Origin of the sequence: Accumulibacter sp., assembly GCF_036625275.1 — a bacterium.
In the GTDB taxonomy this organism is placed as follows: domain Bacteria; phylum Pseudomonadota; class Gammaproteobacteria; order Burkholderiales; family Rhodocyclaceae; genus Accumulibacter.
This window is the reverse complement of sequence record NZ_JAZKUD010000059.1, coordinates 1-24,666: the sequence shown is the minus strand read 5'-3', so window position 1 is coordinate 24,666 and position 24,666 is coordinate 1. Positions and strand designations below refer to the sequence as shown.

26 protein-coding genes and 1 pseudogene are annotated in these 24,666 nt (G+C 61.1%); 9 read left to right on the top strand and 18 right to left on the bottom strand.

Annotated elements, in window-relative coordinates; all coding sequences use genetic code 11:
- Window positions 1–694: 694 nt before the first annotated feature.
- The 7 genes from V5B39_RS15880 to V5B39_RS15850 form a co-directional block, all read right to left on the bottom strand.
- A complete protein-coding gene (locus tag V5B39_RS15880; protein WP_332343843.1) occupies window positions 695–1,135 on the bottom strand; it encodes a glycosyltransferase in 441 nt (146 codons plus the stop codon).
- A 9-nt stretch (window positions 1,136–1,144) separates the two neighbouring features.
- Entirely contained in the window at window positions 1,145–1,546 is a 402-nt protein-coding gene (locus V5B39_RS15875; RefSeq protein ID WP_332343840.1) for a type II toxin-antitoxin system VapC family toxin, read from the bottom strand.
- A complete protein-coding gene (locus V5B39_RS15870; RefSeq protein ID WP_332343839.1) occupies window positions 1,546–1,800 on the bottom strand; it encodes a type II toxin-antitoxin system Phd/YefM family antitoxin in 255 nt (84 codons plus the stop codon). The genes V5B39_RS15875 and V5B39_RS15870 overlap by 1 nt, the downstream gene beginning before the upstream one ends.
- 711 nt (window positions 1,801–2,511) lie before the next feature.
- The gene (locus V5B39_RS15865) at window positions 2,512–2,931 is read right to left on the bottom strand and encodes a DUF29 domain-containing protein (protein ID WP_332343838.1); all 420 of its coding nucleotides are present in this window, start codon (window positions 2,929–2,931) and stop codon (window positions 2,512–2,514) included.
- 33 nt (window positions 2,932–2,964) lie between these two features.
- Window positions 2,965–3,333, bottom strand: coding sequence for a HepT-like ribonuclease domain-containing protein (locus tag V5B39_RS15860; protein WP_332343837.1), 369 nt, complete (start codon window positions 3,331–3,333; stop codon window positions 2,965–2,967).
- Entirely contained in the window at window positions 3,326–3,628 is a 303-nt protein-coding gene (locus tag V5B39_RS15855; protein ID WP_332343836.1) for a nucleotidyltransferase family protein, read from the bottom strand. Before V5B39_RS15855 ends, V5B39_RS15860 begins: the two co-directional genes overlap by 8 nt.
- 945 nt (window positions 3,629–4,573) lie before the next feature.
- Entirely contained in the window at window positions 4,574–5,590 is a 1,017-nt protein-coding gene (locus V5B39_RS15850; protein ID WP_332343835.1) for an IS110 family transposase, read from the bottom strand.
- Window positions 5,591–5,716: 126 nt separating this feature from the next.
- Between V5B39_RS15850 and V5B39_RS15845 the strand changes: the two genes are divergently transcribed.
- The 8 genes and pseudogenes from V5B39_RS15845 (at window position 5,717) to V5B39_RS15810 (ending at window position 9,970) form a co-directional block, all read left to right on the top strand.
- On the top strand, window positions 5,717–6,571 hold the full coding sequence (locus V5B39_RS15845) for a transposase (protein ID WP_332343834.1): 855 nt from the start codon (window positions 5,717–5,719) through the stop codon (window positions 6,569–6,571).
- A gap of 136 nt (window positions 6,572–6,707) precedes the next feature.
- Window positions 6,708–6,935 carry a hypothetical protein gene (locus V5B39_RS15840; protein ID WP_332343833.1) on the top strand — a complete coding sequence of 76 codons (228 nt, stop codon included), beginning with the start codon at window positions 6,708–6,710 and terminating at the stop codon, window positions 6,933–6,935.
- The gene (locus V5B39_RS15835) at window positions 6,923–7,462 is read left to right on the top strand and encodes a type II toxin-antitoxin system VapC family toxin (RefSeq protein WP_332343832.1); all 540 of its coding nucleotides are present in this window, start codon (window positions 6,923–6,925) and stop codon (window positions 7,460–7,462) included. Before V5B39_RS15840 ends, V5B39_RS15835 begins: the two co-directional genes overlap by 13 nt.
- A pseudogene (locus tag V5B39_RS15830) lies at window positions 7,456–7,726 on the top strand (2-oxo acid dehydrogenase subunit E2); the annotation flags it as partial. The gene V5B39_RS15835 and the pseudogene V5B39_RS15830, both read left to right, overlap by 7 nt.
- Window positions 7,727–7,875: 149 nt before the next feature.
- Window positions 7,876–8,172, top strand: a complete 297-nt coding sequence (locus V5B39_RS15825) for a ribbon-helix-helix domain-containing protein (protein WP_332343831.1) — start codon at window positions 7,876–7,878, stop codon at window positions 8,170–8,172.
- Complete coding sequence (locus V5B39_RS15820) at window positions 8,145–8,591, top strand: putative toxin-antitoxin system toxin component, PIN family (protein WP_434735707.1); 447 nt, start codon at window positions 8,145–8,147, stop codon at window positions 8,589–8,591. Before V5B39_RS15825 ends, V5B39_RS15820 begins: the two co-directional genes overlap by 28 nt.
- A gap of 4 nt (window positions 8,592–8,595) precedes the next feature.
- Window positions 8,596–8,892 (top strand): hypothetical protein, encoded by a 297-nt coding sequence (locus V5B39_RS15815; RefSeq protein WP_332343830.1) that lies wholly within the window; start codon window positions 8,596–8,598, stop codon window positions 8,890–8,892.
- Between the two features lie 466 nt (window positions 8,893–9,358).
- Window positions 9,359–9,970, top strand: a complete 612-nt coding sequence (locus V5B39_RS15810; RefSeq protein ID WP_332343841.1) for an IS30 family transposase — start codon at window positions 9,359–9,361, stop codon at window positions 9,968–9,970.
- An 83-nt stretch (window positions 9,971–10,053) separates the two neighbouring features.
- Here V5B39_RS15810 and V5B39_RS15805 read toward each other — a convergent pair whose 3' ends face one another.
- From V5B39_RS15805 to V5B39_RS15775, 7 genes are all read right to left on the bottom strand, one after another.
- Window positions 10,054–11,517, bottom strand: coding sequence for a DUF294 nucleotidyltransferase-like domain-containing protein (locus tag V5B39_RS15805; protein ID WP_332343829.1), 1,464 nt, complete (start codon window positions 11,515–11,517; stop codon window positions 10,054–10,056).
- Window positions 11,498–13,693 (bottom strand): 3'-5' exonuclease, encoded by a 2,196-nt coding sequence (locus tag V5B39_RS15800; protein ID WP_332343828.1) that lies wholly within the window; start codon window positions 13,691–13,693, stop codon window positions 11,498–11,500. The genes V5B39_RS15805 and V5B39_RS15800 overlap by 20 nt, the downstream gene beginning before the upstream one ends.
- A gap of 3 nt (window positions 13,694–13,696) precedes the next feature.
- On the bottom strand, window positions 13,697–14,065 hold the full coding sequence (locus V5B39_RS15795) for a response regulator transcription factor (RefSeq protein ID WP_332343827.1): 369 nt from the start codon (window positions 14,063–14,065) through the stop codon (window positions 13,697–13,699).
- 31 nt (window positions 14,066–14,096) lie between these two features.
- On the bottom strand, window positions 14,097–16,862 hold the full coding sequence (locus V5B39_RS15790; protein WP_332343826.1) for a sensor histidine kinase: 2,766 nt from the start codon (window positions 16,860–16,862) through the stop codon (window positions 14,097–14,099).
- A 9-nt stretch (window positions 16,863–16,871) separates the two neighbouring features.
- Window positions 16,872–17,072, bottom strand: coding sequence for a hypothetical protein (locus tag V5B39_RS15785; RefSeq protein ID WP_332343825.1), 201 nt, complete (start codon window positions 17,070–17,072; stop codon window positions 16,872–16,874).
- A gap of 227 nt (window positions 17,073–17,299) precedes the next feature.
- Window positions 17,300–18,598, bottom strand: coding sequence for an organoarsenical effux MFS transporter ArsJ (arsJ, locus tag V5B39_RS15780; protein WP_332343824.1), 1,299 nt, complete (start codon window positions 18,596–18,598; stop codon window positions 17,300–17,302).
- A gap of 99 nt (window positions 18,599–18,697) precedes the next feature.
- A complete protein-coding gene (locus tag V5B39_RS15775) occupies window positions 18,698–19,708 on the bottom strand; it encodes an ArsJ-associated glyceraldehyde-3-phosphate dehydrogenase (protein ID WP_332343823.1) in 1,011 nt (336 codons plus the stop codon).
- A gap of 230 nt (window positions 19,709–19,938) precedes the next feature.
- Between V5B39_RS15775 and arsB the strand changes: the two genes are divergently transcribed.
- Window positions 19,939–20,991, top strand: coding sequence for an ACR3 family arsenite efflux transporter (arsB, locus tag V5B39_RS15770; protein ID WP_332343822.1), 1,053 nt, complete (start codon window positions 19,939–19,941; stop codon window positions 20,989–20,991).
- 20 nt (window positions 20,992–21,011) lie between these two features.
- On the opposite strand, the gene V5B39_RS15765 is transcribed toward arsB, so the two are convergent.
- The 4 genes from V5B39_RS15765 to V5B39_RS15750 form a co-directional block, all read right to left on the bottom strand.
- A complete protein-coding gene (locus V5B39_RS15765) occupies window positions 21,012–21,242 on the bottom strand; it encodes a thioredoxin family protein (protein WP_332343821.1) in 231 nt (76 codons plus the stop codon).
- Between the two features lie 89 nt (window positions 21,243–21,331).
- Window positions 21,332–22,387 (bottom strand): permease, encoded by a 1,056-nt coding sequence (locus tag V5B39_RS15760; protein ID WP_332343820.1) that lies wholly within the window; start codon window positions 22,385–22,387, stop codon window positions 21,332–21,334.
- Window positions 22,388–22,598: 211 nt separating this feature from the next.
- Window positions 22,599–23,051, bottom strand: a complete 453-nt coding sequence (locus V5B39_RS15755; RefSeq protein WP_332343819.1) for an HIT family protein — start codon at window positions 23,049–23,051, stop codon at window positions 22,599–22,601.
- 212 nt (window positions 23,052–23,263) lie between these two features.
- A partial coding sequence (locus tag V5B39_RS15750; protein WP_332343818.1) for an NAD(P)H-hydrate dehydratase occupies window positions 23,264–24,666 on the bottom strand: 1,403 nt, incomplete at its 5' end.

The window sequence follows — 24,666 nt, the reverse complement described above, 5'->3', positions numbered from 1 at the left end:
CGCGCAGACGGCCACCACCAGCAAGTCCACCAGATCGTGCTCGACCTTCTTCGCCTGCCGTGGGTCGCGCACCCCAACCCACACGTCTACCAGCCGAAACCTCTCTTCTGCCTCCATGGAAATCCCCCAAAAGACAGAAAACTACACAAATCAGAGGGCTGTGAACAGCCCCTGCGTAACCTCCTGAGGGTAAACGATTATTTTCGAGGGTCTACGACGATGGCATTCATGCGATTGCCCTGCCCGGGGGTGGCGGACGGGTGTAACCCGTCTCCCGCACGGAGTGCCCCCAAGAAGGCTTGCTTAATGCGGAAAGAAGGAGAAAAGTGAGTTCCTACGACATTCACCGGGAGGAAGGCCGACGTGAGAAGCGAACGCCTTCGGCCCATTGATACGAGGAACTCACGATGAACATGATGCAATCCAGTTGGGAAGAAAACAAGAGGCAAATGCAGTCATGGGCCGCCGCGTGCAGGTGTGCGAGCACGCGCGCCGCGCGCAGCGGGTTCTGCTGATATTTGACGATCAGTTATCTCCCCTCCCCCCTCGCGGGGGAGGGGTCGGGGGAGAGGGAAACGGTCATGGCTTTCATGATCGGGGGTGCCTGGAAAAGTCATGACCGTTAGATCTTCGGTGACAGCGTTCTGGACGGCCTGGACGAAGTCCCGGCGTTTGTCCCGCAATTCCTGGATCGTCATGGTCGCGGCAGTGGCCCGGAATCTGAGGACAAATTCACCATGGCGGCGAACATGTTTCGATTCGCCTCGACGTTTCCAGCATGTTCCAGGTATGCCGCGGCGGCAGTTCGAGCCGCTGCTGACACTTCCGCGAATCTTGCCGCGTCCCAGCGGACGGCTTCGTTCAGGGCTGCGACAAAGGATTCTGGCCGAGAAAGCGGGAGCTCCCAGCCGTACCCCTTTTCCTGCAAGCCTCGCCAGGGGGTGGCATCGCTGATCAGGATCGCACAACCAGCAGTCATGGCTTCGAGAATGACGTGCCCGAAGTTCTCGCCCAGCGTCGGAAACAGAAAGACATGGTATTTGCCCAGCATGGTGACGACATCCTTCGACTCGATGGGCCCCTTCTGGGTGACACGGGAGTGTGGATGTGCAACTCGCGGTGCCGGACTATGAATTGACTCTCCCTACAGCAATCCGACACCCTCCGCCAGAGCGGCATTCCGCAGATCGTTGTCCCGACTGGCCAGTGGTAACGCGTGGCGCAAAGCCAGTTCCAGATAGGCCGCATCGTAACTGCTCAGGTTGCAGCGAATAGCAAGTTCGAGGAGTTGCCGTGGTCCTGGCGTTGCGTGATCAACGTCGATCGGCAACGATGTGACGACATCCACGATCTGGCGCGCGGCATCGACGCTCATTTTGCCCTTCATGCACGCTGTTCTCAGAATGTTGGTGAACTCCAGTTGCCAAATGGCGGGAACGATCGCCCGATCTGTTTCCAGTCGGGCCGCGATGGCATCGGTGTAGTCGGACGCCTGATCGCCGATGTACCAGCCCGTAACCACCGAATTATCGAGGACGAACGGCATCAATCCCGCCCTTTCGCGATGGCCTCCACCAGAGTGGTACCCAATGTGGCGCCGCTGCCCAAGGTGCGCAAGCGGGTGATGGCGGCGGATACGCGCGCCGATTGGCCGCCGTCGGTGGAAGTGGCAGCGTTCACGGAAACGATCCGGGCCACTGGATTGCCATGACGGGTAATGGTGACTTCTTCGCCGCGCTCAACTGCATTGAGCAATTCGGACAACCGGTTCTTGGCCTCGAAGACGGCAACGGTTCTCATGGGAGTCTCTCCGGATTCTGGATAGCCAGATTATAGCCTGAACAAGAGCGTGTTCTGACCACTTCGCGAGAATTGGAATGCGTCAATGGGTGAGTAGCGGCGGGAATCCCGGTCACCCGGTACGTCCCACCGCCCTCGCAGAACCGGACTTGGAGCGTTACCCCATCCGGCTCCCAGCTCAAGTCATCCACAGTGGTTTGGGGTAGAGATTGTGCTGGATGCGTAGAGACGGCATCCAGCCTGATAGGATTTTACCGAACCGGTCCCACGCTACACTTAAATTGAAGGAAGTCAGCGACCGCCTATCGGCGTTACGGGTCAAAGGCGGTCGCGCCATGATGGACTATGCCAAGCGACACCTGCGAGGGCATCTTGCGTACTATGCAGTCAGTGGCAATGCCCGCAGTATCCGCACCTATGCCTACCGGATTAGCCGCTTGCTGTTTAGGCGGCTGAACCAACGCAGTCAAAGGCGAAGTGTAGCGTGGGACCGGTTCGGTAAAATCCTATCAGGCTGGATGCCGTCTCTACGCATCCAGCACAATCTCTACCCCAAACCACTGTGGATGACTTGAGCTGGGAGCCGGATGGGGTAACGCTCCAAGTCCGGTTCTGCGAGGGCGGTGGGACGTACCGGGTGACCGGGATTCCCGCCGCTACTCACCCAATCCAGCACGATCGCCACTACCCCGATCACCCATAGCACTACCGCTACCCATTCGGTAGCCAGCTTTCATCGAGGGCTTCCGTTGCCATCGCCCATGGGCAATGGCGTGGGAGCTTGTCCATTCCGATACCTGTCTCGGCACTGGCCAGATCGCAGGCATCGCCCCAGGCATCGGCCCACCAGTCCGGGTCGTTGAGGCAGCCGCGCAGAGTCGGTGCCTTGCCCAGGCGACGAACCATTCTCTGTCGCTGACTGCTGATCGTCACTTCCCAACTGGCACCTCGGCGCTCGGGCTGGTGCTGCCACTTGAGGAGATGGGCCAGGAGGACCGCCATGCGGGTGGCCAGCTCGCGCTGTTCGCTCTTGCCCACGTCTTCGATCTCCTCGGCGATATGTTCCCGGTCCAGCAGATCGAAACGCCCGGCACGAATCAGTCGGGCCTGCTCGCTGGCCCAGGCCACCACGTCCGTTTCGTGGCTCTATCGATTCACCTGCTTTCAGCCACGAGGCTCATGGACGTGGTCTCCGCAGTTCTCGATGATCTTTCCCATTTCCGCAGCCAGCAACGGCAGTTCGATAGAAACCACCTGCCAAACAATATCGAGATTGATGCCGAAATAGCGATGAATCAAGCGATCGCGCATCCCTGCCATACTTTTCCATGGGATGTTCGCATTCTCGACACGCAGCTTCTCTGAGACACTTTTGGCGGCCTCGCCGATGACTTCGATATTTCGGATGACGGCATCTTGCGTCTTGATGTCCGTGCTGAAGGCTTCGTATGACTGATTCGCCACATAGATCGAGATTCGCTGAATCGCCTCTTGAATGTCACTGACCCACTCCACATCGGCCCGCTCAGACATGGAGGAGGCTCTCGGCGATGCTGTCCGCAACGGCTTTTCTGCGAATGTTCTCCAGGCCAGTAGGGGTGAGGACATCCACCTTTCGCCCCAGGAGTTGTTCGAGGTAGTCCATCAGAACGACGAAGCGAAGCCCGATCGGCCGTTCAAATTCCACGATAAGGTCGATGTCGCTGGCTGCGTGGGGTTGCCCTTTAGCGAATGAACCAAAGAGCGCCATCTTGCGGATGCCGAATTCGCTTGCAAGATAGGTGGATTGATCGCGAAGCAATTCCAGGATGCGCTCTTGGGTCAACATGACTGCGAGCTTACACCATCTTTGCGAAAATCAGGCAAATCGCAGGGCAATCGCTTACACAAATAGAAGCGCCTGCGATCTGGCCAGTGCCGAGACGGGCATCGGGATAGACAAGCTCCCACGCCATTGCCCATGGGCGATGGCAACGGAAGTCCTCGATGAAATCTGGCTACCGAATGGGGAGCGGTAGGGTGATAGGGGTGGCGGCGATCGTGCTGGATTGCAAGGCTTGACCAGGCATCGCCCCAGGCATTGGCCCACCAGTCCGGGTCGTTGAGGCAGCCGCACAGACTCGGCACGAGCGCGGGGTCAGGCACGAGCGCGGGGTCACCCATTAGCCGGCCCCTGTCAATAGGTTAAAAAAACCTCTCGCGATGCAGCGGCGATACATTCGTGAGCTACTCCGCTCTTGGCATCATCAGCCCGGCGTTCGCGCCCTGGTTTTCGTTCTTGCGGTGTCGGAACCAGTCCGCACCAGTCACCCATCAGGATCAAGGCGGTCGTCCGGGTGTTCACCCGGGCTGCGCCCCTGGCCGCGGTTGCGGCCCCAGAAAACCGTCAGTGCTCTGCACGTGTCCAAGTCGTTCGGCCTGTTTGCCGATGACAAATCTAGGGTTGCCCGTCACGATGGCGGCGGGCACCAACCCCGGTTGGCTCGCGGCAGAGGCGAACTGGTCAAGCCTTTTGCCTTTTCAAAACCTGTGTTCTCGCGATCACTTCTCCTGTGTCAAGGGCGGGCTGCGCGTTTTGCAGCCCGGCGGAGCGCACCCTTGACGCCCGACGGTGATTTAGGCTGATGTCAGGTGGCAAAGCCGCGCACTTCGGCTTTGCCACCTGACAGACCCTGCCGGCCTCCGGTCTGGCGGAGAGGAGGACGGTGGCCCAATCAAGTCTGATGGTTATCAGCCAACCCCGTGTCTGGCTCACCGCCCCCGCTCCCTTCTTTCAGGCAAACGCACGCTGGACGTCAAACGGCACCCGATCGCGCATCACGTGGTCACAGGCCCGCGCCAGTTTGTGCGCCACCGCCTTGATCGCCACCACGGGCATCGTCTTGGCACACTTGCGTTGATAGAAGCGCTTGACCGCCGGCTCGTAACGCACGGCGAAATTCGCCGTTTCGACAAAGGCCCACGCCAGGTACTGGTTGCCGTTCTTGACGTTGCCGTTCCCTTTCTTCTTGCCGTTCGACCGATGCTCACTGCCGACACAGCGGCAGTACGATGAAAAATCCCCCACCGTGGCAAAGCGGCTCACTTCACCGGTCTCGAGCGCAATGGTCAGTGCGAGCACTTTGCCCACCCCGCTCACCGTCAGCAGCCCCTGGTAGTCCGGGCGTAGCTTCGCCTTTCTCAGGATCTCCGCTTCCAGCCTTGGGATCTGTTCATTCAGGCAGTGCATCACCGCCACGTTGCTTTTCACGGCCAAACGGCTGCTTTCTGCCAGAGCCAGTTGATCGACATCCGTTTCCTGCCAGCGCTTGATCTCGTTGGCGCTCGCGCGCCCTCCCGTGTCGCGGCTCAGCATGTTCTCGATGCTCAAAATCTGCCGTGATCTCTGCCCCACCAACTGGTTGCGCTTGCGCATCAGATCCCGCACACCCCGCGCTTCCTTCGGGTAAATGTATCCTACTGGCAGGATGCCCAAACGCAACAAGTGCGCCAGCCAACGGGCATCGTCCACGTCTTCCTTGTACTTCAGGCCCTCGTACTGCTTGACCGCCGCCGTATTCACCAGGTGCACCCGGTAACCAGCGTCCATCAATCCATCAACCAGCCAGTACCCGTTGTACGTCGATTCCACGGCAATGCCCTCGATCTCCTTGCCATGGGGGCCAAGCGCCTCGCAAATTCGCTCCAGGTCGTTCGGCAAGCGCCTCTGCAGTACCATTCGATCTGCCTCGTTCAGAATCACCAACACGCTATTGTTGGAATGAAGGTCAATTGCAGCATACAGTTTCATTTCGGCTCCTCTTCTGCGGTGGTCAGTCTGTGATTCCCAATTTAGACTGTAGCGCCGCGGTTCGGGAGCCGGCTAGATGATTATCAGGTCTTGCAATCCAGCAATGTAAAGCCTAAACCTCACCCTATGGCAAGACCCCTACGCATCGAGCTTGCCGGTGGTCTGTACCACGTCACCTCGCGTGGCGACCGCCGGGAGGCTATTTACCGGAGCGACGAAGATCGCGCAGGGTGGCTGGCTGTCCTCGGCCAGGCCTGCGCACGCTTCAATTGGCGTTGTCATGCCTGGTGCCAGATGACCAACCATTTCCATATGGTGTTGGAGACGCCTGACGCCAACCTCTCGCAAGGGATGCGGCAGTTGAACGGTGTCTATACGCAGCAATTCAACCGCCGCCATGCGCTGGTCGGGCATCTGTTTCAGGGGCGCTTCAAGGCAATTCTGGTCGAACGTGAAACCTACCTGCTGGAACTCGCGCGCTACGTTGTACTCAACCCAGTCAGGGCGGGAATGGTGGCGCGGCCGGACGACTGGTCATGGAGCAGTTACCGCGCGATGGTCGCAGCGGCACCGACACCGGAATGGCTGGAGACCGATTGGCTCCTGGGCCAGTTCGGCGACGAGCGCGCTCAGGCGCAGGCCGGCTACGCAGCCTTCGTCGTCGAGGGAATCGGACAACCGAGCCTCTGGCAGGGGCTTCGCCATCAGATCCTTCTCGGTAGCGAGCGCTTTGTCGAGCAACGCTTGGGTGCCTGGAAGCCCGTGGACAAATTGCGCGAGGTGCCCCGTGCGCAGCGGCGGGTGTTGGCCAAGCCGCTCACCGAGTTCGCTGCGACGTACCCGCTGCGCCGCGAGGCCATGGCGCGTGCCTTTCTGACCGGAGCGTATTCCATGCAGGAGATCGCGGCGCATTTCCGAGTACACTACTCGACGGTCAGCCGGGCGGTAAGTGGGCTCGATGGGGGCGGAAATCCTGCCTAGCCGCGTCAACGGTTCTTGTGGATGATCAAGTGCCCGACCTGACCCCAAGACAGCGGAGCGTTGATTCGGCAAACCGATCGAGCCTTACCCTGTGGCATACCCCTTACTTGCCTCTACCTGGGAGGATCAATCAGCGATGGAAGTGATTCGACAGTTCTATGAAGACGCACCGATATCGATCGCTGTTCCTGAATCGCTTCGGCACAAGCGCCTTGAAGTCATTCTCCTGCTCCAGGATCCACCGGCAAGCGAGGCGACTGGAGACTTGAAGTGTCTGCTTGCCGCCATGCCAAACGTCGGTGAGGACGCGGATTTCGCCAGACAACCGGACTACGGGCGTGGAGAGATGGCGTGGGATTCCTGATTGACACCAATGTCCTGGCCGAACTGCGCAAGGGTGAGCGCGGCGACCCGGGCGTGCAGGCTTGGTACGCGAGCATTTCTTCCACCGATATCCACATTTCCGTGATCGTCCTGGGCGAGATCCGCCGGGGAGCGGAGTTGCTGCGTCGACGTGACCCCATCGCGGCAGCGCGCTTGGAGGGTTGGCTGACGATGCTGCGTACCTCGGTGGGCAATCGTCTCCTGCCCATTACTGTGAAAGTCGCGTACGCGACTCACGAACCTCCCCTCCCCCCTCGCGGTGGAGGGGTTGGGGGAGAGGGAAACGGTCATGACTTTCATGATTGGGGGGTGCCTGGAAAAGTCATGACCGTTTGCCAGGAAGTCGCTGATCGTTGGGGTCATCTGGGGATTCCTGATCCGTTCCCCATCGCCGATGGCTTGCTCGCCGCCACTGCGCTGGTTCATGATCTCGTGCTGGTCACCCGAAATACGCGCGATGTCGAGCGTTCGGGCGTGAAAATGCTCAACCCTTTCAGTAGTCGCTGACGGATTTCGCTCCAACTGCCGTCGAAAGCGGCGGACTCGCCAAAAAGGCGCGCGACGGCAAGCTGACACCCGGCGAAATATCCTGTGCCTGCTTCACCCTTTCCAGCCTGGGCGGCATCGGCGGCACCTGTTTCTCGCCGATCATCAATGCCCCCCGAAGTCGCCCTCCTCGGCGTCAACCGGTCGGTGATGAAACCGGTCTGGAATGGCCGCGAGTTCGCGCCGCGGCTGATCCTGCCGATATGCAGCTGGGGTGACTTTCGGCAAGAGCGAGCGCGAAGCCGTCATGGATGGAGAGCTGCGGAACCTCCCGAACAGCCTGTTGCGCATGAAGAACACTCTCGCGAACTGGGCAGGGAGCTTGAACACTCGTACGGCCAAGCATACAAAATGCTAAATTGTTAAGAGGATAGATGTTTATTAGCCGAGGTGAAAAGATGCCCAACGAAGAGACCACCCGTCTGACCGTTACCCTTTCGCGAGAGACTGATCTTGCCTTGCGAGCCTTTCTGGGTGCCCAAGGCATGCGCAAGGGCGACCTCTCGAAGTTCATCGAGGATGCCGTCCGCTGGCGGATGTTCGACCAGGCGGTGCAAGGCGTCAAAGCGCGCAATGCTGACCTGGACGCTGATGATCTCCAGGCAGCGATCGACGAGGCCTGCGCTACCGTTCGCAGCGAGATGTGGCCGACTTCCTCGAAGGCGTTGTAGTTGGGATGCGCGTCATTCTTGACACCAACATCTTGATCGCAGCCCTGATCTCTCGCGGAACATCACCCGACAAGCTTTATGAGGCATGGCGCGACGGCCACTTCACGCTGCTTACTTCCGAACTGCAGATTGAAGAAATTCGCCGGGTCACGCGTCGGGAAGGCATTCGTTTCCGCATTCACCAGGCCGAGGCCGGACGCCTCGTCAACAACCTCCGCCACCTGGCAACCGTCATCGACCATTTGTCGACGGTCGATGTTTCGCCTGACCCTTACGACAATTTTCTCTTGGCGATGGCCCAGGCTGGCCAGGCCGACTTTCTCGTGACCGGTGATAAAAGGGACCTGCTGAGCTTCTCAAGTCATCAAGGCACCCGCATCTTGACGGCGCGTGACGCGCTCGGTTTCCTGGGAGGCTGATCGCATGGTGCGCTCGATCGTTACCACCGTACCCAATGCCGCAGTCTCCCTTCCGGCACTGTTCTCGCCGACTGCCGATGCCAGCCGCCGCTTTGTCGAGTTCTTCACCGCCAACATTCGCAACCCGAACACCCGCAAGACTTACGCGCGAGCGGCATCGCAGTTCGCCATCTGGTGCGAGGAAGTTGCTCTAACGGTCATGACTTTTTCAGGCACCCTTGATCATGAAAGTCATGACCGTTTCCCTCTCCCGCGAGGGGGAGGGGAGGTTCGTGAGTCGCGTACGCGACTTTCACAGTAATCTGAAGTGCAACACATGAGGAGGTCATGTGTTGCGATGGGAAAGAAATACGAACCCCTCAGCATCGAGAAGCGGACGATGATTCAGTTGGGGCTTGAGCAGTGCAGCGCTCGCCGAGCACCGTCATACGGGAGTTGGCGCGCAATGGCTGGACCTGTCCGGGCGCCAGGCCGATAAAGCGCGGGCGTCCGCCTGTAGCGGGCGGCTATCGGGCTGCCGCCGCTGATAGGCGAGCGCGCCAGCTCGCGGTGAGGCCTCGCTGCCCGTCGCATTTGGCGACTGACGGACCGCTTGGGCCCATCGTGGAAGACCTGTTGCGCCAGCGCCACTCGCCGGAGCAGATTGCCGGCAGACTCGCCCGCATGCCTCCCGACCGCCCGACGCTCCAGGCCCGTCACGAGACGATCTACCCGGCCATCGACGCCAGGCCACGCGGCGAACTCCGTAGCGAGCGGATCGCGCCTGCCTGCGCCAGTCGCGCAAGACGCGGCGTCCGCGTACTCGCGGCACGGATCGTCGCGAAACCCTCCCCAACATCACGAGCCTTCATGACCGGCCCCTCGAGGTCGAGGAACGCCTTGTTCCCGGCGGGGAGGGCGATCTCATCCAAGGTGCCCGCAACGCCTCCGCCATCGGCCCCTGGGTCGAGCGCACCACGCTATTCGTGACCCAGGCCAAGAGGGAAAATGCCTCCGCCGAAGCCGCTGTCGCCGGATTCAGCGCGGTTCTCAACCGGATCGAGGCTCAGCGCCGCCTTTCCAGGACCTACGATCCAGGTCGCGAAATGGCCCAGCACGAACGCCTTGCCGAACTGACCGGCGTCGCCGTCTATTTCGCCGATCCGCACCGCCCTTGGCAGCGCGGCATCAACGAGAACACCAACGGCCTGTTGCGCCCGTATTTCCCGAAAGGCTCCGACCTGTCCGGCTTCTCGCCGGCTCCACTCGATGCCGTCGCTTGGCAACTCAACTCTCGGCCTCGCAAAAGCCTCGGCTGGAAGGGCCCCGCCGAACTCTTCATGCCAAACCACTTCAGCTTCGAACGTCACTATCATCCACTTGTTGCACTTCGATCTTGAAACCGCCCTCATATGTGGCAGATCCAGGACATCGTAATCCCGTAGTCCACCCATAGCGGTGAAGCGATGACGCCCTGAACGGACTACGCCGAAAGATACTGGCGAGTCAGCCGCTTTTGCAGATGCTGGACCTGTTTGAGCGATTCCTTCAGGATCAGGCGATCGAGTTCGTGCAGTTCATCGGGATTGACGCGGTTGGAAACCGCGGCGACGCTGCCGTTCACCTGATGCTCCAGTCTGAGACGCTGAATGTGATGAAAGGCGTCAATCAGCGCAGCCAGTTCGTCGGCAGCCATGCCGCCCTGTTCGCCGCTGACGCGCAGGCGCTCGACCGTATTGGTATCGGGTATCTGCATGGCCAGCGCGTAGATCCGCGCAGCGTCAACGAAAGGCCGCGATCCGTGCTTCTTCAGATCGATGGTGTGCGGAAAATCCTTGTCCCGATCATAGCGAAAACCTTTCCACCAGTTGAGTGGCGAGTCCCAGTTCATGGTGTTCTCAACCATGGCACGCAGAAAAATGGGGTAGCTGGAGGCGTTCGACAGCAGCCACTTGCGCAGGTCATTGACCAGGGATTCCTGTCCATAAAGGCCACGCAGGTCGAAAAAGATGCTTGAATTGAGCAGCGCTTCTGGTTGCGGCGTACTCAACCAGGTCAGGAAAGCCGTTCGCCACTCGTCGATGGACAGACACCACTGCGGATTGCCGGCCATGATGTTGCCCTTGCACAAGGGAAATCCACAGGTGTCGAGGGCTTCATTGACCGCTCGCGCGAAGGGTAGAAAGGCTGCACGCAGGCTTGCCGCTTCGGTGTCAGATGCCGCCTCGAAGATCAGCCCATTGTCCTGGTCGGTAGCCAGCGTCTGCTCAAGTCGTCCCTCGGAACCGAATACCAGCCAGCACCAGGGTACGTAAGGCAAATCAAACTGGCCGGCGACGAGTTCGATCACCTGCAGGGTCAACAGATCATTGAGCGAAGAGATGCGATGACAGAGCGCATCGGCACTCACCCGCTCGGCCACGAGGCGGGCAACGAAGGCCCGTATTTCGCCAGCCAGAACCGCCAGAGTCCGGATATCGCGCGCCGCCAGGATCGATTGCACCAGGTCGGTATGCTGCGCACCCGGCAACCTGTAAAGATCGGTCTGCGAGACGAGGTTGAAGTAACTGCCATCGGCTTCGGTGAGTACCAGATGGCGCACGCCGCGACGCACCATCACCACGCTGGCCTGGTGTGCCGTACCATCGGCCGGCACGGTAATCAGACCACTGGTCATCACCGTGGCAATCGGCGCCTGCAGGTCGCAACCCTCGATCCCGATCCGGCGAACCACGTCGAGCAGAGTCACGATTCCCAGCGGCACACGACTGCCTGCATCGACCACGACGACCGCATCGACGCGCATCCGGTCGAGCAACAGCAAAGTCTCACGGATGCTCGCCGCCGGCCCGACGGTGAGCTGCTGCGCATGTACCAGATGACGCAGGGCAACGTACGGCGAGAAGGGTGCAGCGCGCTTGGTCTGCTCAGTACTTGAGTCGAGCATGGTAAGTCCTCTGACTGGCCTCACGTGCCTGCCGCAAGGTCGTGATACCCATCTCGGCGAGCAAGGGCAGCATCTTCAGAAAGACTTCGCCGGTTACGATGGCGTCGCCGAGGGCCGTGTGGCGTCCGAATACCGATACCCCCAGGCGCTCGGCAATGGCCTCGAGACGATGCGTCGTCTGATTGGGATACAGTACGGCCGAGAGCAACAGGGTATCGAGCACCGGTTGCTCGAAACGCACCCCCGTTTGCCTCTCCTTCAATTGCAGGAAACGCATGTCGAAAGCGGCGTTGTGACCGACGAGGACCGTATCGGCACAAAAGGCATGAAACTTTGGCAGGACGACTTCGATGAACGGCTGCCCGATGAGCAGTTCCGGGGTGATGCCGTGGACAGCCACCGACTGCGACGACAGCGAATGTCGCGGGTCTACCAACTGGTCGAAACACTCCTGGCGCAACAACCGGCGATTGACGATGCGTGTCGCACCGATCTGGATGATCTCGTCGCCCTGGGAAGGCTGCAGGCCGGTCGTTTCGGTATCGAAAATCGTGTAGGACAGATCCGCGAGCGGCTGATCATCGAGTTCATGGCTGATGGCCGACCAGAGGAAGATATCGAAATCGTAGAATTCCGGGCGCTCGCCCTCCGGCGCCGGGACAATCACGCGCGGCAGATCCTTCGGCGCTTCGGCAACCGGCAACATGGTCCGGAAAAAGGCGCGATGTGAAACCCTTTCGCGCTGAAACCAGATGTCGCCGTTGCAGCGTTCGATCACATCGGTGACGCTGAGCGGTGACGATTCCCCGGCGACAGCCATCGGATCCTGCAGCCAGCTCATGGCCGTTTCATTGTTCATGAAGGTTCCGAGCCAGGACAGATCGAACTGCGCCAACGATCCGCTGCGGGTCAGCGACAGCCGCACCTCGCGCACCTCATACTCGTCCTGCAGGCGCAAGGCCAGGTAGCGAAGGGCTTGCAGCAACCCAAAACTGTCAACGCGCAGCCACAGGTTTTCATCGACGTTTTCGGACTTGACAGCCAGCGCGCGACGCTCATTCGAACGTCGCTCGCCGATGCGGCGCGCGGCCACGGCCAGCAGTTCGGCGCCCAGGATTTCCTCGAGCAACCAGCGCTCACGCAAATCATTCGAGAAGGCACTCGCCGCTTTCTCGAACTGCGCAGTCAGAGCGCCTGCCTCGTCGCGGATGACACGCAGGAAACGATCGCGCTGCTGGCTCGGCATGTCGGGAAAGTCGGAGAGCATTTCGCCGGCGGCACGAATACTGCCCAGCGGTCCGCGCCCGCCCTCGACCAGCGACTGGATCAGCACATCGCGTCGCGCATGCCGCTCGTTGGTACTGGTGACGTCCTCCAGAACGAGTACGAAACCGGTAATTGAAAATCTTCCGACGCGCGCGTGGTGCGGGCCTTCCTCCCCCAGTACCGGCGACATATGCGCGCGCAGCAGCCGCCCGGTATGGGTCGCGGTGACAAACTGCACTGACCCGACCAGTTTCTTGTCGTCCCCGTTGTTTCCTTCCCGGCTCGCCTGCTGCAGACGTTCCAATGCATGTCCGATGAGTGCGCGTTCAAAGACCGTATAGATCGAACGTCCGAGGCCCAGCAATTCGGCATGACTGCCGTCGGCGGCAGTCGAGAGTTCCTGTTTGGCCCGCTGGTTATAGAGCAATACCCGGCCGTCAAGGTTACAGACCACGACACTCTGACTCAGATCGGCCATCAGCGCAGCCAGACGGCTGCGTTCCTCCTCGAGCGATGCGCGGGCCTCACGCACGCGTTCGGCAACATCTTGCTCACGAGCTTCGCGCAGCGCAAGCAATTGGTTCACCACCTTGCCAAGCACCTGCAGTTCGCTCGCCGGGTACTCCCCCAGTCGCAAACCACTGTGCGCCAGCGCCGTAGCCAGCTCTTCGGCCATCCGCAAGGGGGCGTTGACATAGCGTTCGTACCAACGATAAATCACCCCGAAACTGCAGGCACAGGCGGCAAGCAGCAGCACCAACAGGACGACGATCCTTTCCTCGGACGTCCGTCCGCCGCCGCTGGCGCCAGCCTCGCTGGCCAGCATCACGAGTGCGGTCGCAGCCATCAAGGCCAACAGAAACAGACTGACGGCCAGCGCCGCGAGGAGCAGTCTGCGCGTGGGCTTCACCGGCTACATCCCGAGGAGCTTTCGCACCTCGGCGAGCAACTCCTTGGTCGAGAAGGGTTTGGTCATATAACCATCGGCACCGAGTCCGAGACCCTTGCTGACTTCGGTGTCACGTCCCTTGGCAGTCAGCATCAAAATGCGCGTCGCGCTCAGGTCCGGGTCGGCGCGCAGGGCCTGACAAACGTCGAAACCATTCATCCTTGGCATCATCACGTCAAGGAGCACGAGATCCGGTCGCTCGGCACGCACTTTCGCCAAAGCCTCCTCACCATCGCCAGCGATCAGCACCTCGAAACCCTCGCGGCGCAGCAGAAACTCGATCGAGATGACAATGTTTTGCTCGTCGTCGGCAATCAGTATTTTCTTGTTCATCTACTCTCCGATCATCAATAGCCACCATCCGCTACGCTGCCGCAACCTGCGCAAGCGCTTGCTCCTGAATGGGTGCGAAAGGCAGGGTAAAGCGGAAGGTCGCCCCCTCCCCCGGTACGCTTTCCACCCACAGCTTCCCCCCGAAGTGCTCGACAATCCGCCGGCTGATCGGCAACCCGAGCCCGGTTCCTGACGGCTTGGCAGTCATCGTGTCGCCGACCTGACGGAACTTCTCGAAAATCAACTGCTGGTCTTCCGGTCGTATTCCCGGTCCGTTGTCAGTGACGCTGACTTCCAGTCCATCCGTCAGCAGGCGCAGCACCACCTTAACCCGACCGCTGCCCGGCGCCAGGAACTTTACCGCATTGGACAGCAAATTCAGCATGACCTGTATCAAACGGTCCCGGTCGGCCAGAATCAAGGGCAGATTATCAGGCAGATCGAGTTCGACATGCGCTTCTTTCTCGCGAAACAATTGACTGGTCGCAGCCACCGACTGCTCAATGACCTCCTTCAGGTTCAGTTCACAGCCGTTCCAGTCGGCCCTGCCTGACTCGATCTTCGCCAGGTCGAGGGTCTGGTTGATCAGTCGCGTCAAACGCTCGGCCTCGCTGACGATCAGACCCAGAAAACGCTCGCGATCGGCCAGGTGCATCCTGGGATCGTCGCGCAGCAACTCCGAGAAGGCTCGGATCGAAGTCAGCGGCGTTCGCAGTTCGTGCGTTACCGACGACATGATGTCGTCCTTGACGCGGTCCAGCTCCTGCAAGCGCTCATTGGCTTCCTGCAGATCGAGCGTGGCCGCCGTCAGCTCACGCGACTTGCGTTCGAGTTCGCGGCTGTAGGTCCGCAACTGTGAGGCTTCGTCGAGAATGTGCATGACCTCATCGATGCTCAAGGGCTCTTCCTTGGCCACCGAGGCCACCATCACACGTGCCGAAGCGCTACCGATCGCCCCGGCAAGGAGCGATTCGGCAAACTGCACGAGTTGCGCATCGGCCTCGGGCATCACCCCGCTGGCGACGCCGCGGCGACGTGCATAGGCGGTAAATAGCGCTTGCGCCCGTGCCGGACCGAGAAAGCGGGCCACCAGTTCCTGCAGATCACTGACTTTCGCGCGCCCCCGCCACAGCGCTGCACCCACCGGTCCGGCGTCCTTCAGCGCATCGACGAATACCGTCGCCTGTGTGGCTTCGGCCGCCGTCGGAGGTCGCAACAGCGAGAAGCCGACATAAGCGCCGATATTGGCCAGAAAACTCCAGAACAGGCAATGAGCAATCTCGTCGAAACCGGTCAGACCGAACAACTGCTGCGGACGCAGCAACTCGATCCCGAACAGGCCCTGCGTCAGGAAGTCATCCGGCAACCAGCCCGACTTGGCAAACGACGGCAGCAGCAAGGTATAGGCCCAGACCAGAAAGCCCGCCGACAGGCCCGCCAAAGCGCCGTCGCGCGTTCCTCCTCGCCAGTACATGCCGCCGATCATCGCCGGTGCAAACTGGGCAACCGCCGAGAAACTGATCAGACCGATGGCCACCAGTGCGTAAGCTTCACCGGCCAGCCGGAAGTAGAGGTAGCCGAGCAGCAGGATGACCACGATGGCGCCACGCCGGATGCCCAGTAACAGCCGCGAGAGGTCCCTGGATTCATCGAGGGCAACGCGCTGGTGGCGTATCAGCAGCGGCATCACCAGGTCGTTGCAGGCCATCGTCGACAAGGCGATGGTTTCGACGATGACCATCCCGGTCGCGGCCGAAAGGCCCCCGATGAAGACCAGCAGGGTCAGACCTTCCTGCCGCTGTGACATCGGCAGGGTCAGCACAAAGGTGTCGGCATCGACGCCCTGCCCGGCAAAATGCAGCAGGCCGCCGAGCGCGATTGGCAGCACAAAGACGTTGATCAGCAGCAAATAGAGGGGAAAGAGCCACGCCGCCCGCTTCAGGTGCGCCTCGTTGACATTCTCGACAACCGCGACCTGGAACTGGCGCGGCAGAAAGAGCAGCGCCATCGCCGACAGCACGATCAGCGAAAACCAGCCCGTGTAGCCCCCGCCCGAGGGAATCGCCGTCGCCAGGCGCTGCAGCTCCGGACTGGCGTTGATGTGTTCGAAGATGTCGCCGAAACCCTCGTACATGCCATAGGTGACGTACACCCCGACCGCCAGGAAAGCAACCAGCTTGACGCTGGACTCCAGAGCGATCGCCGCGACCATCCCTTCGTGGCGTTCGGTGGCATCGAGATGGCGGGTCCCGAAGACAATCGTGAACGCCGCCAGGATCAGGGCAATGTAGAAGCTGATGTCGGCCGCCACCGACATCGTCGCGCTGCGGTTCGGCATGACGATCTCCGGGTAGCTGAGCAAGAGACTGACCGAGCTGGAGACGGCCTTGAGTTGCAAGGCAATGTACGGAATGATGCCGAGCACGGCAATGACCGTCACCAGCCCCCCCAGGACATGGCTCTTGCCGTAGCGCGAGGAAATGAAATCGGCAATCGAGGTGATACGGTTGGCCTTGACGATGCGGATCATCTTGAGCAGCAGGAACCAGCCGAGCGCCATCACCAGTGTCGGGCCCAGGTAGACCGGCAGGAAACCGATTCCCGACACCGCCGCGCGCCCGACACTGCCGTAGAAGGTCCAGGTCGTACAGTAGACGGCCATCGACAGGGCGTAGATGGTCGGGTTGGCGATCAGCGACCTTTTCTGATCGGCACGCTGGTCGCCCCACCAGGCGACCGCAAACAGGAGCCCGAGATAGATCAGCGAGATGGCGATGACGACCGGGGCTTCAAGCATCGTCGCCGCCTATTTGAAGCGACGTTCGACCGCCCAGGCCATGACGGCAATGACGACGACCCAGGCAAAGAAAATATAGGCATAGACCAGGGGAATCGAAAAGACCGTCGTCTGACGATCGAAAAGAGAGAGCACAGGGTAATTGAACAGCACGCAGCCAAACAGGAAGGCGGCTATCAATCGGTCACTGGCCAAGACTCTACGATGCATGTCAACCTCCCACCCCACAATCAGCACCCGTCGCCGGCAGACGCCCGGTCACTGCCATGGTTGTACGGCTGTCGGACATTTCTTTCCCGCTCTGCCGGGACACCGGGGACGACCTGCCGAGGCATCGCCCGCATTGTCATCAATCGGCGCGCGTGACGCAATGGCTGTCGCCCGGATTTCTCATCCCGGATCGGATTTGTAGAGCAGCGGCTACGCGCTATACGACACTATTCGCCCAGGTCGTCGAGCTTGATCGGCTTGCTGCGCGGACCGATGTGGCGTGGTAGCAGCAGCGACAACAGGCCGGCCACCAGCACGAAAGCGGTCGACGCCCACAGGCAGGCGATCAGGCCGTTGCTTGGCCCGCTCTGCAGCCCCCACTGATAGAGCGCACCTGAAAGAACCGTTCCCGCCAGGCGACCGGATGCGTTGGCCATGTAGTAGAAACCAACGCTCATCGCCACCTTGTCACTGTCGGTGTAAGCCAGGATCAGATAGGAGTGCACCGCCGAGTTCAGCGCAAAAACGGCGCCAAAGAGAATCAGGCCGGCAACCACGACGGTGCTCGGCGCCACCCCGGCACTCAGGCTCAGGGCAATGCCCGCCGGCAGCACGGCGAGGACGAATGCGAGAATCGTCGCCGTCCGTCCGTCGGGTTCGTGCTGTTCCTCGACACGGCTGCGCAGCAGGCCGGGAGTCGCCGCCTGCACGATGCCGTACCCGATCACCCATACCGCAAGAAAACCGCCGGACTGCCAGAAGGTCCAGCCGAGCACGCTCGACAGAAAGACCGGCAGGCCGACGACGAACCAGACGTCGCGCGCACCGAAAAGGAAGATGCGCGCTGCGGCAAGCTTGTTGACCGCGCCGTTGCGCGAGAACATCTGCCCGAACTTTGCTTTCTTGTTGGCCTGACCAAGGCCCCCGCGCATCAGCAGCGCGGCCAGGATCAGCGTCCCCCCGACCAGCGCCACGAGCAGCATGAGTGCGGTCTGGAAATCGACCAGGGTCAGCAACAGACCGCCCAGGAAAAAGCCGACGCCCTTCAATGCGTTCTTCGACCCGGTCAGGATCGAAACCCAGCGATACAGGGTCGCCGAGGCATTCTCTGGAACGATCAGCTTGACCGCGCTCTTCGAACTCATCTTGGTCATGTCCTTGGCAATGCCGCTCAAGGCCTGCGAGACCATGACGTAGGCGACCACCAGCCAGCCCTGTGGCGCGAAGGCGAGCATCGACAGTGCCACGAGTTGCGTGCCCAGCCCGATGAACAAGGTCGTCTTGAGGCCGAAGCGGGCGCCGATGTAGCCACCGAAGAGATTGGTCAGGATGCCGAAGACTTCATAGAAGATGAACAGCGAAGCGACGGCAAAAGGCGTGTAGCCCAGGCTGTAGAAGTAGAAAAGCACCAGCATGCGGGTGGCGCCGTCGGTCACGGTGTCGGACCAGTAGGCTGCGGTCACCAGGATGTAGTTGCGCAGGCCGGTACCTGCAGCAGGGTTCCTGGCTGTGGATGGATCGCTCATCGTCGTCCTCCGGAGGGGAAACCGTGCGCAGTGACCATCGCCTGGCTGGTGGCGACGGTCCCGATCGACACGGAATCCATGGGCGTGTAATGACAGTGATTACAGCGAAGCGGCCAGCTTGCGCGCCAGTTCGACGTAACGATTGGCGTAGCCCCACTCGTTGTCGTACCAGGCGTAGATCTTGACCAGCGTGCCGTTGATTACCAGGGTGTGCGCCGCATCGACGATCGACGAGCGCGGATCGCCGCAGTAGTCCATGGAAACCAGTGGCCGTTCCTCGTAGCCGAGAATGCCCTTCAGAGCGCCCTCGGCAGCCGCCTTGAGCAGGCCATTGACCTCCTCGACACTGGTCGGGCGCTGCATCTCGAAAACACAGTCGGTGATCGACGCGTTGAGCAGCGGCACGCGCACCGCGTGCCCATCGAGCTTGCCTTTCAATTCCGGGAAGATCAGCGCGATCGCAGTCGCCGAGCCGGTCGTCGTCGGCACCAGCGACAGGCTCGAAGCGCGCGCGCGGCGCAGATCCTTGTGCATCTGATCATGCACGCTCTGGGTGTTGGTCGAGCTGTGGATGGTCGTGATCATGCCGTGCGAAATGCCGATCGCCTCATGAACGACCTTGACCACCGGCGCCAGACAGTTGGTGGTGCACGAGGCCGCGGTGACGATGTGGTTCTGCGCCGGGTCGTAGAGATGGTCGTTGACACCCATGACGATGTTCAGTGTGTCGCCGCCTTTGACCGGCGCCGCGACGATCACTTTCCTCACTCCCGCCGCCAGATAGGGTGATAGTTCATCGACGGTGCGCCACTTGCCGCTGGCTTCGAGAACGATGTCCACTCCGGCGTCGCGCCACGGTCCGCCGGCAACGTCCCTGGCGGTGCTGTAGCTGATCGATTTTCCATCGATCAGCATCCGCCCGTTGCTGCTCCCGACATCGTGCCGCCAGCGGCCATGAACCGAATCGAATTCAAGAAGGTGTGCTGCCGACTCCACCGGTCCGTTCGCTTCGTTGATATGCACGAACTCCAGTTCCGGGTAGTCCCACGCGGCGCGCAGCGCCAGCCTGCCGATACGACCAAAACCATTGATGCCAACCTTGACAGTCATTTCCTGTTCCTCCGAATGATGGGTGGTGCTCGACTGGATTCCCTGCGAGCGGACGATCTGAATGTGCGAAACCGTTCTATAATGCTGGAATTATAGAAACAAGTAAACTCCCTCTTTGAACCGACACCCGCTTCATCTTGTAGCCGGCAATCGCGACGGGCGTCCCGAAACCTGCACACCATCAAGCCATGCAGGCATCAGCCATTGTTTCACCTGAACGAAGGTCTCAAATGCGCACTGCCACGAACAAACTCAAGGTCCTTGACCGCTATCTGACCGTCTGGATCTTTGCGGCCATGGCGCTTGGCGTCGGCCTGGGGTTCTTCCTTCCCGGGATCGAGGACCTCATCAATTCCTTCCAGGTCGGCACGACCAACCTTCCGATCGCGCTCGGGCTGATCCTGATGATGTACCCGCCTTTCGCCAAGGTGCGCTATGAGGATCTCCCGGATGTGTTCGCCGACCGCAAGGTGCTCGGCCTCTCGCTGATTCAGAACTGGCTCATCGGGCCGCTCCTGATGTTTGCGCTGGCAATCATCTTCCTGCCTGACAAGCCCGAGTACATGGTCGGGCTGATCCTGATCGGCCTGGCGCGCTGCATCGCGATGGTGATTGTCTGGAACGAGATCGCCAGTGGCTCGACCGAATATGCTGCCGGCCTGGTGGCCTTCAACTCGATCTTTCAGGTGCTCTTCTACAGCGTCTATGCCTGGCTGTTCGTCACCGTGCTGCCGCCACTGTTCGGGCTCTCCGGTTCGGTGGTGAATATCTCGATCGGGCAGATCGCCGAGAGCGTCCTGATCTACCTCGGTCTTCCCTGCGTCGCCGGCCTCCTGACGCGGGTGATCATGCTGCGCTTCGTCTCGAAGCAGTGGTATCAGGAACGTTTCGTTCCCAGGATCAACCCGATCACGCTCGGCGCCTTGTTGTTCACCATCGTCGTCATGTTCAGCCTCAAGGGCACGCTGATCGTGACCATTCCGCTGGATGTGGTACGCATCGCCATCCCCTTGCTGATCTACTTCGTGCTGATGTTCGTACTCTCGTTTTACCTCAGCCGGAAGGTCGGGGCCGGCTACCAGAAATGTGCGACCCTGTCATTCACCGCGGCAAGCAACAACTTCGAACTGGCGATCGCCGTCGCGGTGGCCGTTTATGGGATCGATTCCGGCGCCGCCTTCGCAGCCGTCATCGGACCGCTGGTCGAAGTGCCGGTGATGATCGCTCTCGTCAATGTCTCGCTGTGGTTCCAGAAACGCTTCTTCGCCAGCGAAACCGGCTGACCTTCCCGCCGCCTGGCTTCCTATAGCCAGGCGGCAATCCTGGCGCGATCCGGGATGCCCCCGGCGTGAACCACCTGGCCGTCGACCACCACACCGGGGGTGGACATCACGCCGTAGCGCATGATCTCGCGCAGATCCTCGACCTTGGTCAGCCTGATGGCCACGCCCTTTTCTGCAGCGACTTCCTCGATCAATCTGACCGTGCTGCGACAGTTGGCGCAGCCGGTGCCGAGTACCTTGATTTCTCTCATGAGGATCTTTCCGGAATCTCTTGAAAACATGTTGAATGCAATCCTCCCCGTCACCGGCAAGGCGACGAAGAGGGCGAATGAGCAGTCTTCTACAGCACGAGATTGAAGACGTAGCCCACCAGCAGGATGCCACCAGCGACGACGCCGGCGAAAGTGACGATCAGGCGCATGCGCAGCACCTTGCGCAGGATGATCATTTCGGGCAGCGACAACGCGATGACGCTCATCATGAACGCGAGCACGGTGCCGAGAGCGGCCCCCTTGCCGATCAGTGCCTCGACGATCGGGATCACCCCGGCCGCGTTGGTATACATCGGTATACCGAGCGCGACCACTGCCGGCAGTGACCACCAGGGCGCTTCCTTGCCCATCAGCGATGCCATGAAATCCTCTGGCACGTAGCCGTGAATCACGGCACCAATGGCGATACCGACCAGGATGTATGGCCAGACCTTGCCGACGATTTCCTTGACGTGACGCCAGCCCGCCCGGAAGCGGTCGACCCAGGTCAAACGCTCGCCGGCAAGTTCCGGCGCCGTTCCGGCAAGAACGCCCTGTACCCAGTCCTCCAGGTAAGGTTCCATCTTCAGCTTGCCGATCACCAGGCCGGCCACAATGGCCACCAGCAATCCCAGGCCGAGATACAGCGCGGCGACTTTCCAGCCGAACATCCCGAACAGCAGTGCCAGCGCCACCTCATTGACCATCGGCGCCGAAATCAGGAAGGAAAAGGTCACGCCGAGCGGTACGCCAGCCGAGAGAAAACCGATGAAAAGTGGCACTGCCGAGCACGAACAGAACGGCGTGACGATGCCGAGCGTCGCCGCCAGGACATTGCCGACGCCGGCCCGCTTGCCCGAAAGCATCGCCCGGGTGCGTTCGGGCGAGAAGAAGGTCTGGATCACGCCCATCAGAAAGACGATGCCGGTAAGCAGCAGCAACACCTTCGGCGTGTCGTAGAAGAAGAAATGCAGTGCCTCGCCCAGATGCGTGCCGTGGGCGAGGCCCAGAGCAGCGATCACGGCATCGGCAAACTGGGTCAGGTGGCTATAGATTGCCAGCCAGACGACGCCGGCGACGAGCAGGCCGACGCCCCATGTCGTCACGCCATGGACTGAATTCCGGGTCAGAATGAAAGGGCTCATCGGCAAACTCGCTCAGAAAAGTGTCGCTTGACCGCCTGCCTGTCCTTGCATACTGGCATGCCCCGGCAGCCATTGGGCCGGATGTGTTCGGTACAGTGAGGTTTGGTGCAGTGCGAAACCATGTCATCGGCAAGCTGGGCGATGCGGATCGGATGAAACGGCAATAGCGGATGAAATGGCAATCAATGTGTATCCAGCCGGCAACGCGCAGTCAATCGGTACAGGCCGCCTGCAGTTCCTGGTGGATCAGCGCGAGGATGTCTGCCTGCCGATCGTGCTGCTGTTCGGTCAGCGCCGGGAAAGCCGGCCAGCCCGGATCGACCCATTCCAGCCCGGCAAACTGGCGACTGGCTGCGTAACGGGGAATGACATGAAAATGCACCTGGTGATCGACCATCATCAGCATCAGGTAGTTGATGCGATCGTAGCCGAAAGCCGACTGCACGGCTCTCTCGAGTTTCCCGAGCAAACCGGAGAGATCGGCCATTTCTGCGGCTGTAACCTCCGAAAATTGCGCCGCATGACGATTCAGCGACAGGACGCCGCAGCCCAGGGTCGCCTGGCCAGGTCGCACCGACCACGACCAGGCAGGAGTTTTTGCAACCAGCAACTCGTCAACCCGGAACTTCGCACGAAAACCTGCAAGCGTTTGTGATCCGTCCATTTCTGGTCTCTCCTCGATTCACAAAATCGTAAAGGTAACAGAAGTTCCGGGAATTCCTGCCACGCCGTTGCCGTCAGTGCCCGGCAGAATTGTGTCAAGCATGACCCTTTCACTCAAGGACAGCAGCGCCCAGAAGCGCTATTTCGAACTCGGTCAAGAGGGTCACAAGAGGCTGCGACTGCGGCGCTGTTCAAGACGGCCTGGCCGATGGCCTATCGGCCGTTTGCCACCCAGCGGTTGAAACCGGCCCGCGCGCTGTCGATGAGTTCGCCGGCGGTCAAGCCGACTGGCCCGCAGCCGCTGGCGACGCGTTCATCGGCGGCGGCGCCGTGCAGATGCACCGCCGCCAGCAGGGCTTCGAGTGCTGGCCAGCCTTGCGCCAGAAGCGCCACGACGAAACCGCTGAGCACGTCACCGCTGCCGGCAGTCGCAAGACCGGGATTGCCGCTGGTGTTCACGAACCAGTGGCCGGCAGGCGTGGCGATGACGCTGCCGCAGCCCTTCAGCACCACCATGGCCTGGTAGCGCGCGGCAATTGCCAGCGCAGCGCCAGCACGGTCGGACTGGACGAAAGTGGTGTCGTAGCCCAGCAGACGGGCCGCCTCGGTCGGATGTGGCGTCAGCAGCGTCGGCGCATGCCGCGCCAGCACCGCCTGCTGCAAACGGTTTTCGCCGGCCAGCAGATTCAGCGCGTCAGCATCGAGCACGAGCGGAATGTCGAGCGAACTGGCGCGTTCGAGCAGCGCGATGGCTTCGTCGCTACTCCCCATGCCCGGCCCGCAGGCAAGCGCGCTGAGACCGGCGGCGAGCAGCGCGTCCGGCTGACGAAGCATCAGTTCCGGCTGCAGCGGGTCGATCGCTGGCGCCTGCCGATCGAGCAGGCCGAGATAGACGCGCCCACTGCCGAGCCGCAGCGCTGCCCGACCGGCGAGAAAAACGGCGCCGACCATGCTGCTCGCACCACCGAGAATGCCGGCACTGCCATGGCTGCCCTTGTGGCTGTTTTTGGCACGCGGGCGCAGGCAATCGACGAACAGGTCGGTGCCGATCGTCCGTGCCGTCGCACTTACCAGCCGCTCGGCGTCCAGGTCGAGCGTGGCGACCGAAATCGAGCCGCAGTGGTCCGGGCCATCGGCAGTGAACAGCCCCGGTTTGGCGGCGATGAAAGTGAGGGTATGACTGGCACGAATCGTCGCGCCGCAGAGTTTTCCGGTATCGGCGTCGAGACCGCTCGGACAGTCCAGGGCGAGCAACGGGCAGCGGTCGCGTGCGGCAAGGGCATTGGCCGTCAGAACGAGTTCGCCATGGAAACCGCCAATCGGGCGCTGCAGACCGATCCCGAAAAGGCCATCGATGATCAGCGCCCAGCGCTGGCCGGAGGGAATGCTCTCGAGCACGCTGCCGCCGTCGTCGATGAAGCGCTTGCAGGCGGCTGCGGCATCCTTCGGCAAACGGCCGAATTCGCCGACAAAGACCATGCTCACCGCAAAGCGACGTTCGCGCAGGTGGCGGGCGGCGACAAACGCATCACCGCCGTTGTTGCCGGGCCCGGCGAGAACCAGCAGCGCCCCCCCCTGCAGGCGGCACAGCGAGGTCGCCAGATCAGCGGCAGCCA